The sequence below is a fragment of the Chryseobacterium sp. HNCC26DJ239 genome (assembly GCF_057180445.1).
The window spans coordinates 347,135-364,326 of record NZ_JBXUGJ010000004.1 but is presented as its reverse complement, the minus strand read 5'-3'; the positions used below and the strand labels follow the sequence as shown (position 1 = coordinate 364,326).

The following is a 17,192-nucleotide window of genomic DNA, read 5'->3' as shown; positions in this document are numbered from 1 at the left end:
TTACTTATTATCTTATTTCTACAGTTTTTAAATCTTTTGGCAAAGTTACATTAAATCCGAATGTTATCTTCTTAGTTTCGTTAGGTTTTATATTAAAATTCCAAACTAAAAACCCAGATGATTGGTCATACTTTGCATTGTCGGGATTAAACAGTGTAATCTTCACATTTTCAGCAGTAGACAGAGGAATTTGGTCTTTTAGCTCCATATTTATATTGCTGTCTTTATTGTTTTTAATAGTAATTTCGTAGGTGTAAGATTCAATTTTTTCTTTTTCACCTAAATTTTTAGTTTCTTTATTAATCAGTTCTCTTTTTGTTAAAACATTAGTATCATTTCCTAAGCTTACTATCATCTCACTTGTTAGTTGATTGGTATCTAGATGAACTGTTCCAATCTGCATGTCATCCATATAAATATCAGCATTTCCAGGGAGAAAATTATATTTAGAATAATCTTTTATTGAAGCTAAAAGAAAAGTTTTGTTTTCAATTTTTGGTGTAGAAAAATACTTGTAGGCTGTAGCTACTTCAAAATCATTTAAATCTTCTGTGAGCTCTACATCGGAAGGTAAAACAGCATCTTTTCTCAGAGAAATTTCAGTTTTCATCGTTCTTTGAGAAATTCTATTTCCGGTAACAGAGACTTCAGCAACACTGTAAGCTTGAGAGCTAGATTCACTTCTCTGTCTTTGAAATGCTTGATTAGAAACATAATAATCAGTTTGCGTTTGCAAAAACCAACGGTCTAATTCATAGGGTTTATCTTCTGTATTAAAATTTCCATTAATCAACTTTATGGGAATATTTTTAAATTCCAAACCTGTATTCTGCTGAATTTTAGCCTTGTATGAAATTTTTAATGGAGAATTAATTCCCTCTGATTTTATAACATAATAAGGTCTCCAACTTGCACTTTGAATGCTTTGATTTACATCAAATGTCACATTTTGCTTCCTGTCGCTGCTTACTTGCAGAACTATAGTATTTTGATTTTCTGTATTATATTCATTTTCAGACGAATACCTTGCTTTTTCAAGACGAGAAAGAACGGATTGGTTTTCACCAATTTTTCCTTGAATTTCCTTTTCCTGTGCATAATACTTCTTCAAAGTGACTTGGTTAAAATCTATTAACTTTAAAATTTCTTCGGAGGAAGGATTCTCAAGCACTTGGTTTTTCTCTATAATATGTTGAGAATTCTTTATGAGAGCAAGCTCCTGTGATAAAATTATATTTTTAGCTTTATACAATTCAATACTATCATGTAGCGAAACATGATCTTTAGATTTATCAAATTTTCCGTTATAAAAACTAGCATTATTATGATAATATTCAAATCTAATAAGCGTGACTTTTTTATTAGGCTTGAAGGAAGAAATATCTACATTTCCGTTCCTTCCAAAATTTTTCACGACGATAAAATTTTTGCCTGGAAGAATCTCAGCAGAGAAGCTTTGTTTTAAAAATCCACCTTGAGAATAAATCTTAGCTTCTATGATTTTCGCCTCTGTCTGCGAAAAGTTATCCTGACTAAAAAACAGCGAAAATGCCGATAAACAAAGGAAAATACTGATTTTCAACATACTATATAATTTGACGTAAAAATACACTTTTCCGCAAACTCTGTTAGTAAAAAACCAACAATATGTGAAAAGGAATGTGAATAACTGTGGATAAGTTTGGCGAAAAAACATTTTTCTATTCAAACTAATTTCACTAGTGAAAGTTGGCTCCAAAAAAAAGTTGAAGTTTTTCAAAAAAGTTTCCTCAGACATTTCTTTAGTTTTTCCATAATTCAGTTATTCATAATTCAAATCGTGGAAAACTTATCAAGATTTGTTAGTAAGCCACTGAAAATTCAGATTTACAGCAAATTATATTGTGAATTAAATATGAATTTCTTCAAAATTATATGTTATCAAGATTTTGGTCTAAACTTATCCCCAAAACTCACATCACTCAACAACAGAAACATTCTTTCTTTTTAAAAAAAAAAAAATTGTTGATTAATAAGTGTTGGGTCGTCGGGAATTCTTTTGGAAAACTTTTGAAACTTTCCATTTTCTGCGAGATTTTAAAATCTTACATTTGTGGAAGAGAATTCAGGAGAAATTTTAAAATAAAGACGCTGCTTGTTGCAGAGGTCTGTGTTTTGGTCTGCTGAAAAAAAAATGCAGGATAATAATAAACCAGTATATATGAAAACAATCCAGGAATTTAATTTTAAGGATAAAAAAGCTTTAGTAAGAGTAGATTTTAACGTTCCACAGGACGAGGAATTAAAAGTTACAGATAATACGAGAATTGTTGCTGTAAAGCCAACTGTAGATAAGATTTTAGCAGATGGAGGTTCTGTAATTTTGATGGCACACTTAGGAAGACCAAAAGGAGAAGCTAAAAACGAATTCTCTTTAAAACATATTATAAATGAAGTTTCTTCTGTTTTAGGAAAAGAAGTGAAGTTTGTAGAAGAATGTGTGGGAGAAAAGGCTGAAAAGGCTGCTTCAGAACTTCAAGCAGGGGAGGTTCTATTACTTGAAAATCTTAGATTTCATAATGAAGAAGAAAAAGGAGACGAAACCTTTGCTGAGCAGCTTTCTAAATTGGCAGATGCTTATGTAAATGATGCTTTTGGGACAGCTCACAGAGCTCACGCTTCAACTGCTGTAATCGCTAAATTTTTCCCAGAAACTAAATTTTTCGGTTTACTTATGGCGAAAGAACTGCATGCCATTGATAAAGTTCTTAAATCTGGAGAAAAGCCTGTAACTGCGATACTTGGAGGTTCTAAAGTTTCTACAAAAATTACAATTATTGAGAATATTTTACCTGCTGTAGATAATCTTATTATTGGTGGAGGTATGTCTTTTACTTTTGTTAAAGCTTTAGGAGGACACATTGGTAAGTCTATTGTAGAAGAAGATAAACTAGAATTAGCGTTAAGTATTTTAGAAAAAGCTAAAGAACATAATGTAGAAATTTATTTGCCTACTGATGTTGTTATTGCAGAGAGCTTTAGTAATGATGCTGAAAGTAAAGTTTGTGATATCAGAGAAATCCCTGAAGCTTGGCAAGGTTTAGATGCAGGACCAAAATCTCGAGATATTTTCAACGATGTTATTTTAAATTCTAAAACCATTCTTTGGAACGGACCAATCGGAGTTTTCGAAATGTCGAACTTTGCTGCAGGAACTTCTGCTTTAGGAGATAGTATTGCTGAAGCTACAAAACTTGGTGCTTTCTCTTTAGTTGGAGGAGGAGACAGTGTTGCTTTCGTAAAGCAGTTTGGTTATGACGATAAAGTAAGCTATGTTTCTACCGGAGGTGGAGCAATGCTTGAAAGCTTAGAAGGGTTGGAGCTTCCAGGAGTTGCTGCAATTAATAATTAAGAAATTTCTTTTTATAAGATTTTTAAATCCGTTGAAATTAATCAACGGATTTTGCATTTACATAACTTTTCCCTTGATAATTTTATTTCTGGTCATTTCTAAAATTTTAAAAATTATTGAAGAGTAGGGGAGAGCCAAAAAAAAGAAAACCAGACAAATTACAGTCTGGTTTTTAGTTTTTTTATTAAAAATGGTGAAAATTGACCTTCAGAAATGGCTTAAAAATCGGTTTTCTACTTTTTTTTGATAATATATATCAAACTTGAAAATTCGTTTGAAAAAAGGGCTTTTACGTTAGAAATTGTCCCGTAGAGTACAGCTTTCAGCCAAAATAGTGGTGATTTTTTGTATTTTTCGCTCAACATAGAGATGTAATACGAATCTAGAACTAAAGGTTTTATTTTTCTGAGTTTCCAATTTGGTTTTTTAGAAATAAGATTTTCCATCCCGTTTTTTGAAAAATGATAAACATGTCTCGGAACATCATAAGCAGCCCAAAATTCTTTGTAATGTTTAGCATCGTAAGAAGTAGGGTTTGGAACTGCAATTATTAGTAATCCTTTTTCTTTCAGTTTGCGATTAAATATTTCAAGCATTTCATCTTGATTTTCTACATGCTCGAAAACGTGCCAAAGTGTAATGGCATCTAAGCTATGATCTTCAATACTTAGAATATCACTTACAATTTTAGCTTTGATTGTTTTATTTTGTGCAGCAGTTCTTGCATCAGGATTGGGTTCAAAACCAAATGTTTCGAAGTCATTTTCTATATATTTTACAAATTCGCCTGCTCCACAACCGTAATCTAAAACTCTAGAACTTTTTTTAATTCTATCCAAAAGAATAGTTTTTTTGTATTGTAAATTAAAAGATTGTAAAAATTTGTATAATTTTTCTTTTAAACTTCCGGAATCTTGATGGTGCGAAATGTAATCTTCACTTTCATAATATTTAGAAATATTCGATGGAATAGGGGAGGTTTTGAAAACTCCTTTTGTTTCAGTTTCTATAATTTCAAATACTTCTTGAGATAGAAAATGATCTTTTATTTTCATTTTGTATGTCTTAATTTAAAATGAAATTTGAAGCTGTTTTTAGCCTCAAATTTCAATTATATTTCTCTTTTTATGATTGTATGTTTCACGTGAAACATAATCGATTTAACGACCTAAATAAACCAATAAAACGTTAATGTCTGCAGGCGAAACTCCACTTATTCTTCCGGCTTGTGCAATTGTTTTTGGCTTAACGTTTGTCATTTTTTGTTTTGCTTCTGCTGAAAGACTAGATATTTTAGAATAATCAAAATCTTCAGGGATTTTTATGTTTTCTAAACGGTTTAGTTTAGCAACATTTTCCTTTTCCTTTTCTATATAGCCTCTGTATTTTATATTTACCTCTGCTTGTTCTCTTACTTCAGCATCGAAATTAGAAGAAACTTCGTTGATGAAATCTATTTCGTCAAGTTTTTCTAACGTCATGTTTGGTCTTGTAAGAATCTGTGCAGCTCTGTAAGCTTGGTCTACAGGACTACTTTCTATTGACTCTAAAATTGGATTTATAACACGCGGTTTTAAAGAAGTTTCACGAAGGAAGTTTTCGAGTTCTTCGCTTTTAGCAACTTTTTCGTGTACACGTTTTAGTCGTTCTTCTTTGGCTAATCCTAAATTATATGCTTTTTCTGTAAGTCTAATATCAGCATTATCTTGTCTTAAAAGAAGCCTATATTCGGCACGAGAAGTAAACATTCTGTAAGGTTCTTCTGTACCTTTTGTAATTAAATCATCTATTAACACGCCAATATAAGCTTCATCTCTGTTTAAGATAAATTCTTCTTTTTCTTTTACTTTATTGTGAGCGTTAATTCCTGCTATTAAACCTTGTCCAGCTGCTTCTTCATAACCTGTTGTACCGTTAATTTGTCCTGCGAAATATAAATTATCTATCAATTTTGTCTCTAAGGTATGCTTTAACTGGGTAGGAGGGAAGTAGTCATATTCAATAGCATAGCCTGGACGGAAAACTTTCACATTTTCGAATCCTGGAATATGCTTCATTGCTTTAATTTGTACTTCTTCTGGTAAAGAAGAACTGAAACCATTTACATAGATTTCTACTGTTTTCCAACCTTCTGGCTCTACAAATAATTGGTGTCTGTTACGTTCTGCAAAACGATTGATTTTATCTTCGATACTTGGACAATATCTTGGTCCTAAACTTTGAATTGTACCATTAAACATAGGACTTCTGTCGAATCCTTCACGTAAGATATCGTGTACTGTTTCGTTGGTGTAAACAATATGACAGCTTAATTGTTTAGTTAACTTGGGAGTATCTAAATAACTGAATTTTTGAGGATTTGTATCTCCTCTTTGCTCCTCCATTTTAGAGTAATCTAAGCTTCTACCATCTACTCTTGGTGGAGTACCTGTTTTCATTCTTCCAGCTTCAAAGCCTAAAGAAACGAGTTGTTCAGTAATGCCAAAAGCTCTGGGTTCACCCATTCTTCCACCTCCTAATTGTTTGTCTCCAACGTGGATTAATCCGTTTAAAAAAGTTCCATTGGTAAGAACCACAGAATGACCTTTAATCTCAATTCCTAATGAAGTAACAACTCCTACTACCTTGCTATTCTCGATAATAAGTTGTTTTACCATATCTTGAAAAAAATCAAGGTTTGGCGTATTTTCTAGAGCCAGTCGCCATTCTTCTGCGAAAAGCATTCTGTCGTTTTGTGTTCTAGGAGACCACATTGCCGGACCTTTAGAAAGGTTAAGCATTTTGAATTGGATTGCAGATTTGTCTGCTATAATTCCTGAATAACCTCCCATTGCATCGATTTCTCTTACAATTTGTCCTTTTGCGATTCCTCCCATTGCTGGGTTACAACTCATTTGTCCGATGGTTTGCATATTCATCGTAACGAGTAGTGTTTTTGAACCTAAGTTGGCTGCTGCAGCTGCCGCTTCGCATCCTGCGTGACCTGCACCAACTACAATTACATCATATATTTCTGATATCATTTTATTGCTTGTTTTAAGCCTTAAATTTTACGTCTTTTTCACAAATGTTTCACGTGAAACATTGTTTGAATTGGGTGTCTAAAATCGCTTGTTTGCTCGTTTTTTTAGCCCCGATCGTAGCATTTGTTTGAGCTCATTTTCTTTTTGAAAAAAAGAAAATAGCGAGTGCGAAGAGCGGGAAATAGCTTCTAAAAATTAAACTTAAAATTTAAGATATTATTTCTTGATTATTTATATTTAGCTAAATAAAAATCTTCTTTGCTTCTCATAAGTTTTTCTTCTTCTTCGGTTTTATCTTTATAACCCGAAAGGTGTAGAACACCGTGAGCTAAAACTCTTCTCAATTCTTCTTCATAATCTTTTGATAGGGTAGAAGCGTTGTCTGAAATGCGTTGCAAAGATACAAAAATCTCACCGCTTATCGTTTTGCCTTTTACGTAATCGAAAGTAATGATATCGGTATAGTAATCGTGTTGTAAATATTCTTGATTTACTTTAAGCAAATACTCGTCGTCGCAGAAGATGTAATTGATATCTCCTAACTTTTTTTCTTCTGTTGTAATGATTTCCTGAAGCCAAATTTTGTAGGCAGGATTTACTGTTTCTGGAAGGTTTTCGTAAAAGAATTGTATCATGATGTTAAAACCAGTGTCCTAAAATTACACTGAATATGCCTTTTTGATTATTTTTAAGTGAATGCGCAAAGTTTAGTTTTACCTGTCCAAAAGGAGATTTGTATCCTATGGTTGCGCCTAATGAACTGTAATTTACTTTTACAGCATCTTCAAAACTAATATCGTCTGAAAGGTTTGCAAAAGTAAAGTTTCCGCTTAGGAAAAAGCTTTTACTTATTTTGTACTGAATATCGTTTGATGCGTAGATTACGTTATTTGTATTAAGCTGCGCAAAATAAAACCCAGAGAATGTTTTAAAATTTACGAGGTTTTGCTCGAAGATTCCTCCTAATCTGTATTCGTAGAATTCCGGGAGATATTCGCCGATGGTAATGCCTCCGTAAAGATTGAGTCGGTATGCAAATTTTTTGGAAATAGGGAGGTTGAATCTGAAATCTGTTTTTATTTGTACAAGTCTTTTTTCAACCTGAGATTTTAATAAATCGATAACCTTACCTTCTGCATTTAGGTAAAGACCTTTTGTAGGGAAATCTTTATCATCTTGTGTATCGCTTTTCACAAAAACATACGGATTAAGAAAACGGCTATAGCGTTTGTTTGTTCCGTTCATTTCTGCTTCAAAGTAATCGTGGCTAATTCCAGCGCCAATTGCAAATTTATCTTTCCAGACAGATTGTATGTAGGCTTCATTTCGTAGCCATTCCCATTCATCAACTGTATTATTATCTATATTTTTAAGAGCGAAGCTTGTTCCGGAAGAGTAGATACCAAATCCTGGAATATATCCGTTATCGATAAAATAATTTAAGTAGTAACGTGGCTGATCTCCAAAGACAACATCTAATGAAAGGTTAGAGTTTTTAAAGATTAATCGTTTTGCTGAGTAATTTAAAAGTAAACCTGTCTTAAAAACTTCATCATAATGGAGACCAAATTTTAGAAAGTGTCTTGCTTCATCTTCGGTTACATAAAGTTTTAAGTAATTATTTTCGTTATTTGATATAATATCGTAATTAATAAAACGATAATTGTTGGTGGCAATTAGTTTATCTAAACCTTTGTTGATGCTTCCATACGTTTGCATAGATGGAATGCGTAGTCCCATCTTACCGAGAACGTAGTTTTTACCGTAAATATGACCGCCTTCTATCGAAATGCTATCAATCTTATAAACGTTAGAATATATTGGGTTTATGACCTGTCTAAGGCGTTCGAATTCTTTTTTTGGCAATTGATCTAGAACTGCAGAATATTTTTGCCCTTCAGCATAGCCACTATCGAGTATTTTTTTCTTCTCGTCGTAGCTTGTAGCGGTCATTCCTTCAAGATTTGGTTTTATATTAATGTCTGTGTAATGATATTGCCTTTTCGTATCTTTCTTGATTCCAAAGTCTATGATTTGGTTTAGAATGGCAATAATATTGGTGAGATCTTCTCTTTTTGAAAGATCTTGGTTCAGATCCACCCCAATTACAATATCAATGCCTTTATCTTTTAAAGGTTTTGAAGGATAATTTACAGACATCGCACCATCAATATAAATACTGTCTCCGATTTTTACTGGATCCATTAAAGAAGGAAATGCCGAACTAGCCATTATAGATTGTACCAAATCACCTTTTTCAAAAATTTCCATGTTTCCGCTTTCTAAATTTGTTGCTACACACATGAAAGGAATGGGAAGTTTAGAAAAATCGTCTATAGTAGAAACATTTCTGAAAAGCTCTTTCAGAAGATAAACATTTTTCTGGCCAGAACTGATAGAAGAGGGAAGTGTAATTTTTCCGTTTTTGATAGGAATAGAAAAAAGATATTTATCTACGGATTTATTATAAAAAGTAGTTTCCTGACGTTTTGCTTTTGGGTCTAGAATTAATGAATAGAAATCTGTATCCATCACAATTTTTTCGATTTCCTTTCCGGAATATCCGGAAGCATATAATCCACCAATAATAGCTCCCATACTTGTTCCCGAAATATAGTCTACCTTTACACCAAGAGAATCTAAAACTTTTAAAACACCTACATGAGAAAATCCTTTTGCACCTCCTCCTGCAAGAGATAGCCCAATTCTTGGGTTTTTTGGAATCTTTAGATTTTCTTTTACCTGCGAATGAAACAAAAGCAGTTGAAAGGCAAATAAAATCGTCAGGAGCTTTCTCATAGGTTAATCTTTTACATAAATCCGCTTCACGCGTGGCGAAATGGAGGTTAATACTTCGTATGTGATGGTGTTGCAGTATTCTGCAAATTCTTTTAGGCTGGGTTTTGCATTAAAAACAGTTACAGTATCGCCCTCTTTTACATTCGGTATGTGATCTACATTAATCATCATCATATCCATACAAATACTTCCTACAATTGGAGCAAGAGTTTTATGGATGCCAACTTTTCCTACATGATTGCCAATTAATCTAGGAATTCCGTCTGCGTAACCTACCGGTATTGTGGCAATTTTTGTTGTATGCTTTGTTTTAAATCTTCTGCTATAACCAATTGATTCTCCTTTTTCTACGTCTGAAATTTGAGAAATTACCGTTTTAAAACTGACTACAGATCTTAATTGTTTCTGTATTTCACTATTTTGTGATTCTCCAAGCATTCCGATGCCAATTCTTACCATGTCGTATTGATGATGGGTGTAATTGGTAATTCCTGAAGAATTTAAAATATGTCGAATAGGAGTGTACCCTAGTTTTTCTATTAAATGATTTGAATTTTTTTCAAAAGTTTTTAACTGATGCATCGTGAATTCTTTTTCCGTCGGCATATCTGAAGACGAAAGATGACTGAAAATACTTTGAACTTTTAAATTTTTTTGAGCTAAAGTTTCGCTTAGCTCATCTAATTCAAAATCTTTAAAACCAAGTCGATGCATTCCTGTTTCAAGTTTAATATGAATAGGATATTTCTTATCATAACCAGATTTTTGAACTGCTTCATAAAACAATTCTAATACTCTGAAACTGTAAATTTCCGGCTCAAGATTGTATTCTACAACAGTTTCGTAGCTGTGCTGTTCAGGATTCATTACGATGATGGGTACTGTAATACCTTTCTTTCGAAGTTCTACTCCTTCATCCACAAAAGCTACTCCAAGATAATCAATATGATGATGTTGCAAAAATTCAGAAATTTCATAACTTCCTAAACCATAAGAATTTGCCTTTACCATTGCCATCATTTTTGTGGTGGGGTTTAGCAGAGATTTATGATAATTGATATTATGTAGAATCGCGTTTAGATTTATTTCTAAAACGGTGTCATGTTTTCTGAGTTCAAGAATATCTTTAAGCCTTTCTATTTCGAATTTTCTTGCACCTTTTAGTAAAATTAGCTGATTTTCTAAATCTGTAAGATGTTTACTATCAATTAATTCCTGAGTATTAATAAAAGTAAAAGTTTTAGCTTTAAATAATTCACAAAAATATGATATTTCTTGTCCTATTAGAAAGACAGAATCAAATTTTTGCTCGTTCACCAAGTCTGAAACTTCTTCATACAATGCTTTAGAATCTGAATTTACACCAACAATATCCGTTAAAACTAAAGATTTTTTAGGTTTATTGTATTCATTCAGAAATTGAAGGGCAGTTTTAAGAGAATCGAGGTCAAGATTAAAAGAATCATTAATAATAATGTTATTTTTTACTCCTTCAATCGCTTCCAGACGCATTTCAACAGCTTTTAAAGCATTTATTTTCTCGACGATTTTATGGTTTTCAATTCCCAATTCTTTCAAAACCGTAACGAGCGCTAAAGCGTTGGTTAAAGTTGCTTCATCTCTTTGATGTACAGGAAAACAAATTTCTTCATCGAAATATTTTACAACAAAATTTTCGTCTTTCGATACATTTTTAAAATAGACTTGGTTGGTTTCTTTAAAGCCGTAAGAAATTAATTTTTTACTTGAGTAGATTTTATTTATTTTACTTTCAACCAAAGAGTTATCTCCATTAAAAATAATGACTTCCGAGTTTGCAAAAAGCTTTATTTTCTCATCAATAAGCTCTTCTTCTGAATTAAAGTTGGCTAAATGTGCCGTTCCAATATGCGTTAAAAGTCCGATCTGAGGATGGAAAATTTTTTCCAATTTTTCCATTTCATGAGGCTTGGAAATTCCAACTTCAAAGATTCCTAATTGATGAGAATCGTTTATTTGAAGAAGCGAAAGAGGTAATCCAATCTGTGAATTGAAACTTTTTGGGCTTTTCACTGTAGAAAATTCGTTCCACAAACATTGATACAGCCATTCTTTGAGAATAGTTTTACCGTTGCTTCCTGTAATTCCGATGGATTTTAAATGAGAAAGCTCAAAATGATGTTGAGCCAGGTTTTGAAGAAATTCTACAGAATTGTTTACAATAATCCAGGTTATATTTTCAAATTGAGGAAGATAATGCTCAGAAATTATCACAGTAATCCCTCTATCTATCGCAGATTCTATAAATTTTTCACCAGAGTTTTTCTGTGTATTAATCGCAATAAAAGCTGTATTTTTTGTAGAATAGATAATTCTGCTATCAAAAGCGATGTTTTTGATGACAAGATTTTCGTCCCCAATAATTTTAGCATGGGTAATTTCTGCGATTTGGTGTACTGTGTAATTCATTGGTGCCTTTCTTCTCGGTTATTAAATCTAATAAAAAATTGTAAAAACTAAGATATTTAATTGTGTTTCTTATTCAAAACTTCATCTACAAAAACTCTTCTGCTTACCGCATCATATGCTTCAGTTTCACCCAGTTCCACCAATTCTTTTCCTTCTGAAGTTCTCATCGAATAATTCGCCAAATTTCCTGTTCTTTTGCAAATAGCATGTACTTTGGTTACATATTCTGCAGTCGCCATTAAATTTGGCATTGGCCCGAAAGGTCTTCCTAAGAAATCCATATCCAAACCAGCAATTACCACGCGAATTCCATTGTTAGCCAATTGATTAGCTACATAAACGATTTCTTCATCGAAAAACTGCGCTTCATCAATTCCCACCACATCACAATGAGAAGCCAATAGTAAAATCTCATTAGGATTTGAAACCGGTGTACTCCTTATTTTAGTCTGATTATGAGAAATCACGTCTTCCTGACTGTAACGTACGTCTATTTTTGGTTTAAAAATCTCCACGTTTTGACCTGCCATTTCTGCTCTTCGCAATCGCCTTATAAGTTCTTCGGTTTTTCCTGAAAACATTGAGCCACAGATCACTTCCATCCACCCACTCTGTTTAGAATGATTAATTGTATTTTCTAAAAACATTTGTTAAATTAGCCGTATCTTTTGATATTCAAAAGTACACAATTTTAACAAGATTCTTTTATGAACAACATCCAGGATTTCAAGGACAGAATTTTTTCTGAATCTAAAAACATTATCAGTGCTTTAGACCGTATTGAACATGTAAATGTGCTTATCGAAAAGCAGGATCTTGTGAACGAACTTGCCGAAAAAATTTCTTTTTTAAAACTTTTACAGCAAAAATTAGATTTTTACAATGCTGAAGAAACACAAATTTCAAATGAAAATGAAGTGGTGGAAGAGGAAGCTATTTTTAACAACCAACTGAACGAAATTGATGGCGCCGAAATGGAAGATTTTGCTGCGGAGGTTTTTGAAGAAGAAGCCATCTTTAATAATCAGCTGAACGAAATTGTAGAAACTGAGCTGCACGAAGCTGTTGTAAATTTTAGTGAAGAATTAAAAGAAGAAGAAGAGCCTGTAGAAGTGATTTTTGATGATGTTGTAGAAATTGTAAAAGATGTAGAAAAAGAAGAAACAATTGAAGAAGAAGCAGATTTTAATAATCAGCTTAATGAAATCAATGAGTTTGAGAATGTTGTTTCGGAAGAAGCAACTGCCAATAATTTTGAGGAAGAAGAAAAGCTTCAGCAAAACTTTAGCAATGAAACAGAAATAGCAAAGGAAGTTATTCCAAGTATTTTTGATGTTGAAAATCCTGTAGAAGAAATTTTGGTTGAAGAAAATGAAGGTTTGTATAAAAATACTTTCGAAGAAGGCGAAATGATGAGCGAAACATCTAATATAGACCAAGTAATTGCTGAAATTAAAAGCGAAAAAGCGGAAGAAGTTGCAGATAGTGCAGAAACCATGGTTGCGAATGAAGACAGAAGAAAGATTGTAAATTTTGAAGAAAAAGAATTTGAAGACAATGAAAATCATCCTTCAGATAAAAGTTTCGAAGATTTAGAAAAATATCATCAGGAAAAGAAAATTAAACTTGCAAATATTAAGGGTTTAAAGGCTATTCAGACATTGTTTGATGATGATCCTTTGGAAAGAGAAATGATTGAGCCAAGTCCTAAAGCGAAGCTTGTAGAAATTCCAGAGAAAAAAGAAGAAACAGGGACTCTTCTAAAAAACAATCTACCAACAACTCCGATGGAAGCAGAAAAAGCAAAACCAGAGTTTAAATTGGATTTGAATGACAGAATTGCTTTCACAAAAACACTTTTTGGAAACAGCCAAAGCGAGTTGAATGAGGTTGTGAATAATCTTAACTCTTTCAAAGACATAGAATCTGCAAAAGAATATCTTAGCGATCTTTATTATGCCAAAAAGTGGGATAAAGTAGATGAATACGCACAAAGACTTTGGATTTTGGTGGAAAATAGATTTTCGTAAGAGGTAAATGACTAGAAAAATCCGAGTTTTTGGAAAAGAGTTTCAACTTGAAAAACTAATAGTTTATGCTATTTTTTTTGTAGTATTTTCTATTTATAGTTTTGTACAGCAGCCTTTCATAAAATCTGAATATTTAAAAAGCGATATAGAATATTTTGAAGAAAACTATTTTTGGAAGATTTATCTTTTTATTGCAGGTGTTTTGCTAATATTTTTATTGATAAAAGTTAGAAAATCAAAAGAGTTAATAGGACAAGTAAGTATTAATTTAATCCTCTTTTTTGCTTTTACTTACATCTTTTTTAATAGTTTTATCACAACACAAGCTTTATTTATAAATCAAATTAAATCTACTGAGAAGAAAATTGTTGTCTATGAAATTTTTAATCATAACAATTTTGTTTCATTGGTAGACGATACAACACAAAAATCTATGATTGATATTTTCGACAATGAAATAATCAAAAAAATAGAAGATAAAAGAAAAATGAATCATCAAAAACCTTTAAATCAAGTAAAACACGGAGATACTATTCATGTAAATTTTGACAAAGGATTATTTGGATTCAAATATTTAAATTAATGAGCGGAATACTATATTTTGTACCGACACCGGTCGGGAATCTTGAAGATATGACTTTCAGAGCGATCAATACGCTGAAAGAAGTAGATTATATTTTATGCGAAGACACCAGAACTTCTGGGATTCTTTTGAAGCATTTTGAAATTTCAAAACCGCTTAAATCTTATCATCTTCACAACGAACATCAAGCGACAGAAAAGGTGATTACTGACCTTAAAAATGGTCAAAACATCGCTATTATTACCGATGCAGGAACTCCTGGAATCTCAGATCCGGGTTATTTATTGGCGAAAGCAGGTTCAGATAATGATATTGAAATGATTTGTCTTCCGGGTGCAACGGCTTTAATTCCGGCTTTGGTGGTTTCTGGGCTTCCTAATAATGAATTTCTTTTCGCAGGGTTTTTACCGCAGAAAAAAGGCAGACAAACCAAACTGAAACAATTGGCAGAAGAGAAAAAAACTATTGTTTTATATGAAAGTCCGCACAAGATTAATACAACTTTAGAGCAGATAAAAGAATTCTTCGGAGAGCATACAAAAGCAAGTTTAAGCAGAGAAATCTCGAAGAAATTTGAAGAAACTAAAAGAGGAACAATCAACGAGTTAATAGAATTTTCTAAAAGCAAAACTTTAAAAGGCGAGATTGTCTTGATTGTAAATAATGCGATTTAAAATATTTTAGATAATACTTATTATCAGAATAGTATGTACTAAATAATATTAATGCTATTTTTGCCGAAATATGATGGCTCGTTTTAAATTGTTATTTTAGCAGAGCAAATTATATTGATTACATTAAATAATTTACCATTTTAAATATATGAAACTATTAGAAGGAAAAGTAGCGCTAATTACCGGAGCTACAAGAGGAATCGGAAGAGGAATTGCAGAAGTTTTTGCTCAGCATGGGGCAAAAGTTGCATTCACTTATGCAGGTTCTGTAGAGAAAGCTAAAGAATTAGAAGAGACTTTAAGTTCTGTTACTCAAATTAAAGGATATCAATCTGATGCATCAGATTACGATGCTGCACAAAAATTGGTAGACGATGTAATGGCTGAGTTTGGAAAAATTGATATTCTCATCAACAATGCCGGAATTACAAGAGATAACTTGCTTTTAAGAATGTCTAAAGACGATTGGGATACCATTATTAAAGTAAACTTAGATTCTGTATTCAATCTTACAAAAGCAGTGATTAAGCCGATGATGAAGGCAAAATCTGGTTCTATTATCAACATGACTTCGGTAGTTGGAATTCAAGGAAATGCAGGACAAGCAAATTATGCAGCTTCTAAAGCAGGTGTAATTGGTTTCACCAAGTCTGTAGCGCTTGAGTTAGGTTCTAGAAACATTCGTTGCAACGCCATCGCTCCAGGATTTATCGAAACTGAAATGACGGCAGCTTTAGACGAAAAAACAGTTCAAGGTTGGAGAGAAGGGATTCCTTTGAAAAGAGGCGGTCAACCGGAAGATGTTGCCAATGCATGCGTTTTCTTAGGAAGCGAAATGTCTGCTTACATTACTGGGCAAACATTAAACGTTTGTGGAGGTATGCTTACGTAATATATTGATTAATAATAAATTAATAATATAAAAGACTTTCTGAAATTAGAAAGTCTTTTTTGTTTTTTAGAAGCATCACAATTTGTTTTTTTAAGACAATTACATCTCGCTATCCGCTGTATCTTTTTTGTTATAGCGAACAAAAAGAAGCTCTTTGTTGGAAAATTTTATCCATCGCAATAACAAAAAAGGATGCCGCTTCTATCGAGGCAAGAAGAAAATTGCTCTATCTTCTGATCTGTATCAAATTTTAAGGTTTAAATAACAAAATCAATCATTAAATACCTGATTTTCCTGTTCCTGAACTCTAATAAAAGTGGTTCTTTTAGACAGTTCTTTTAAAGTTGAAGCACCAACATAAGTACAGGTTGAACGAACACCACCCAAAATATCTTTCACCGTTTCTGAAACGGAACCTTTGTATGAAACTTTCACCGTTTTTCCTTCGGAAGCACGATATTCTGCAACACCTCCGGAATGTTTATCCATCGCAGTTTTTGAGCTCATTCCGTAGAAAAGTTTGTATTTTTTGCCATTTTCTTCTACCATTTCGCCTCCGCTTTCGTCGTGACCGGCAAACATTCCGCCGAGCATCACAAAATCGGCACCGCCACCAAAAGCTTTTGCCACATCTCCCGGAACTTTACAACCGCCATCTGCAATAATGTGACCTTTCAAACCATGCGCAGCATCAGCACATTCGATAATTGCTGAAAGTTGAGGATAACCAACTCCCGTTTTAACTCTTGTTGTACAAACAGAGCCGGGTCCAATCCCAACTTTAATAATATCTGCGCCTACCAAAAGAAGCTCTTCAACCATTTCGCCCGTTACCACATTTCCAGCCATGATAATTTTATCAGGGAAATTGGCTCTTGCTTTCTTTACAAACTCTACAAAATGCTCAGAATAACCATTGGCAACATCAATGCAAAGAAATTCGATTTTTGGATGTTTTTCGAGGATGGTTTTTATCTTTTCTTCATCTGCTTTTCCGGTTCCTGTGCTTAAAGCGATGTATTGGTAAATTTCTTCTGGTTGAGCGTTTAGAAAATTCGTCCATTCCTCAACAGAATAATGTTTGTGAACGGCAGTTATTATCTTTTCTTTTGCCAATTCTACAGCCATTTCAAAAGTTCCCACCGTATCCATATTTGCTGCAATAATGGGTGTTCCTTGCCATTTTTTTTTGGTATGTCTAAAGGTAAACTCTCTTTCTAAATTTACTTCTGAACGCGATTTCAACGTAGAACGTTTTGGTCTGAACATTACATCTTTGAAGCCTAGTTTTATATCATATTCTATTCGCATATCATTTAATTTGGTTGATATTGTTGATGTAATAAATTTAG

Annotated in this window: 13 protein-coding genes; 5 read left to right on the top strand and 8 right to left on the bottom strand. The window is 32.8% G+C overall.

The window, feature by feature from the left end; all coding sequences use genetic code 11:
• Window positions 1-7: 7 nt before the first annotated feature.
• Window positions 8-1,585: a DUF4139 domain-containing protein gene (locus tag AC2A1D_RS10835; protein WP_484043656.1), complete on the bottom strand. Its 1,578-nt coding sequence runs from the start codon at window positions 1,583-1,585 to the stop codon at window positions 8-10.
• 615 nt (window positions 1,586-2,200) lie between these two features.
• Between AC2A1D_RS10835 and AC2A1D_RS10830 the strand changes: the two genes are divergently transcribed.
• Entirely contained in the window at window positions 2,201-3,391 is a 1,191-nt protein-coding gene (locus AC2A1D_RS10830; RefSeq protein WP_484043655.1) for a phosphoglycerate kinase, read from the top strand.
• 233 nt (window positions 3,392-3,624) lie between these two features.
• Here AC2A1D_RS10830 and AC2A1D_RS10825 read toward each other — a convergent pair whose 3' ends face one another.
• From AC2A1D_RS10825 to AC2A1D_RS10800, 6 genes are all read right to left on the bottom strand, one after another.
• Entirely contained in the window at window positions 3,625-4,446 is an 822-nt protein-coding gene (locus AC2A1D_RS10825) for a class I SAM-dependent methyltransferase (RefSeq protein ID WP_484043654.1), read from the bottom strand.
• Window positions 4,447-4,551: 105 nt separating this feature from the next.
• Window positions 4,552-6,414, bottom strand: coding sequence for a tRNA uridine-5-carboxymethylaminomethyl(34) synthesis enzyme MnmG (mnmG, locus tag AC2A1D_RS10820; protein ID WP_484043653.1), 1,863 nt, complete (start codon window positions 6,412-6,414; stop codon window positions 4,552-4,554).
• A 227-nt stretch (window positions 6,415-6,641) separates the two neighbouring features.
• Window positions 6,642-7,049, bottom strand: coding sequence for an rRNA maturation RNase YbeY (gene ybeY, locus AC2A1D_RS10815; RefSeq protein WP_484043652.1), 408 nt, complete (start codon window positions 7,047-7,049; stop codon window positions 6,642-6,644).
• A 4-nt stretch (window positions 7,050-7,053) separates the two neighbouring features.
• Window positions 7,054-9,213 (bottom strand): patatin-like phospholipase family protein, encoded by a 2,160-nt coding sequence (locus tag AC2A1D_RS10810; RefSeq protein ID WP_484043651.1) that lies wholly within the window; start codon window positions 9,211-9,213, stop codon window positions 7,054-7,056.
• 3 nt (window positions 9,214-9,216) lie between these two features.
• Window positions 9,217-11,661, bottom strand: coding sequence for a bifunctional UDP-N-acetylmuramoyl-tripeptide:D-alanyl-D-alanine ligase/alanine racemase (locus tag AC2A1D_RS10805; protein WP_484043650.1), 2,445 nt, complete (start codon window positions 11,659-11,661; stop codon window positions 9,217-9,219).
• Window positions 11,662-11,717: 56 nt separating this feature from the next.
• Entirely contained in the window at window positions 11,718-12,308 is a 591-nt protein-coding gene (locus AC2A1D_RS10800; protein WP_484043649.1) for a thymidine kinase, read from the bottom strand.
• Between the two features lie 60 nt (window positions 12,309-12,368).
• On the opposite strand from AC2A1D_RS10800, the gene AC2A1D_RS10795 reads away from it, so the two are divergent.
• From AC2A1D_RS10795 to fabG, 4 genes are all read left to right on the top strand, one after another.
• Window positions 12,369-13,691 (top strand): hypothetical protein, encoded by a 1,323-nt coding sequence (locus tag AC2A1D_RS10795; RefSeq protein ID WP_484043648.1) that lies wholly within the window; start codon window positions 12,369-12,371, stop codon window positions 13,689-13,691.
• Between the two features lie 7 nt (window positions 13,692-13,698).
• On the top strand, window positions 13,699-14,274 hold the full coding sequence (locus AC2A1D_RS10790; protein ID WP_484043647.1) for a hypothetical protein: 576 nt from the start codon (window positions 13,699-13,701) through the stop codon (window positions 14,272-14,274).
• The gene (gene rsmI / locus AC2A1D_RS10785) at window positions 14,274-14,948 is read left to right on the top strand and encodes a 16S rRNA (cytidine(1402)-2'-O)-methyltransferase (RefSeq protein WP_484043646.1); all 675 of its coding nucleotides are present in this window, start codon (window positions 14,274-14,276) and stop codon (window positions 14,946-14,948) included. Before AC2A1D_RS10790 ends, rsmI begins: the two co-directional genes overlap by 1 nt.
• A gap of 148 nt (window positions 14,949-15,096) precedes the next feature.
• The gene (gene fabG / locus AC2A1D_RS10780) at window positions 15,097-15,840 is read left to right on the top strand and encodes a 3-oxoacyl-[acyl-carrier-protein] reductase (protein ID WP_484043645.1); all 744 of its coding nucleotides are present in this window, start codon (window positions 15,097-15,099) and stop codon (window positions 15,838-15,840) included.
• A gap of 270 nt (window positions 15,841-16,110) precedes the next feature.
• Here fabG and AC2A1D_RS10775 read toward each other — a convergent pair whose 3' ends face one another.
• Window positions 16,111-17,151: a GMP reductase gene (locus AC2A1D_RS10775; protein WP_484043644.1), complete on the bottom strand. Its 1,041-nt coding sequence runs from the start codon at window positions 17,149-17,151 to the stop codon at window positions 16,111-16,113.
• Between the last annotated feature and the right edge of the window lie 41 nt (window positions 17,152-17,192).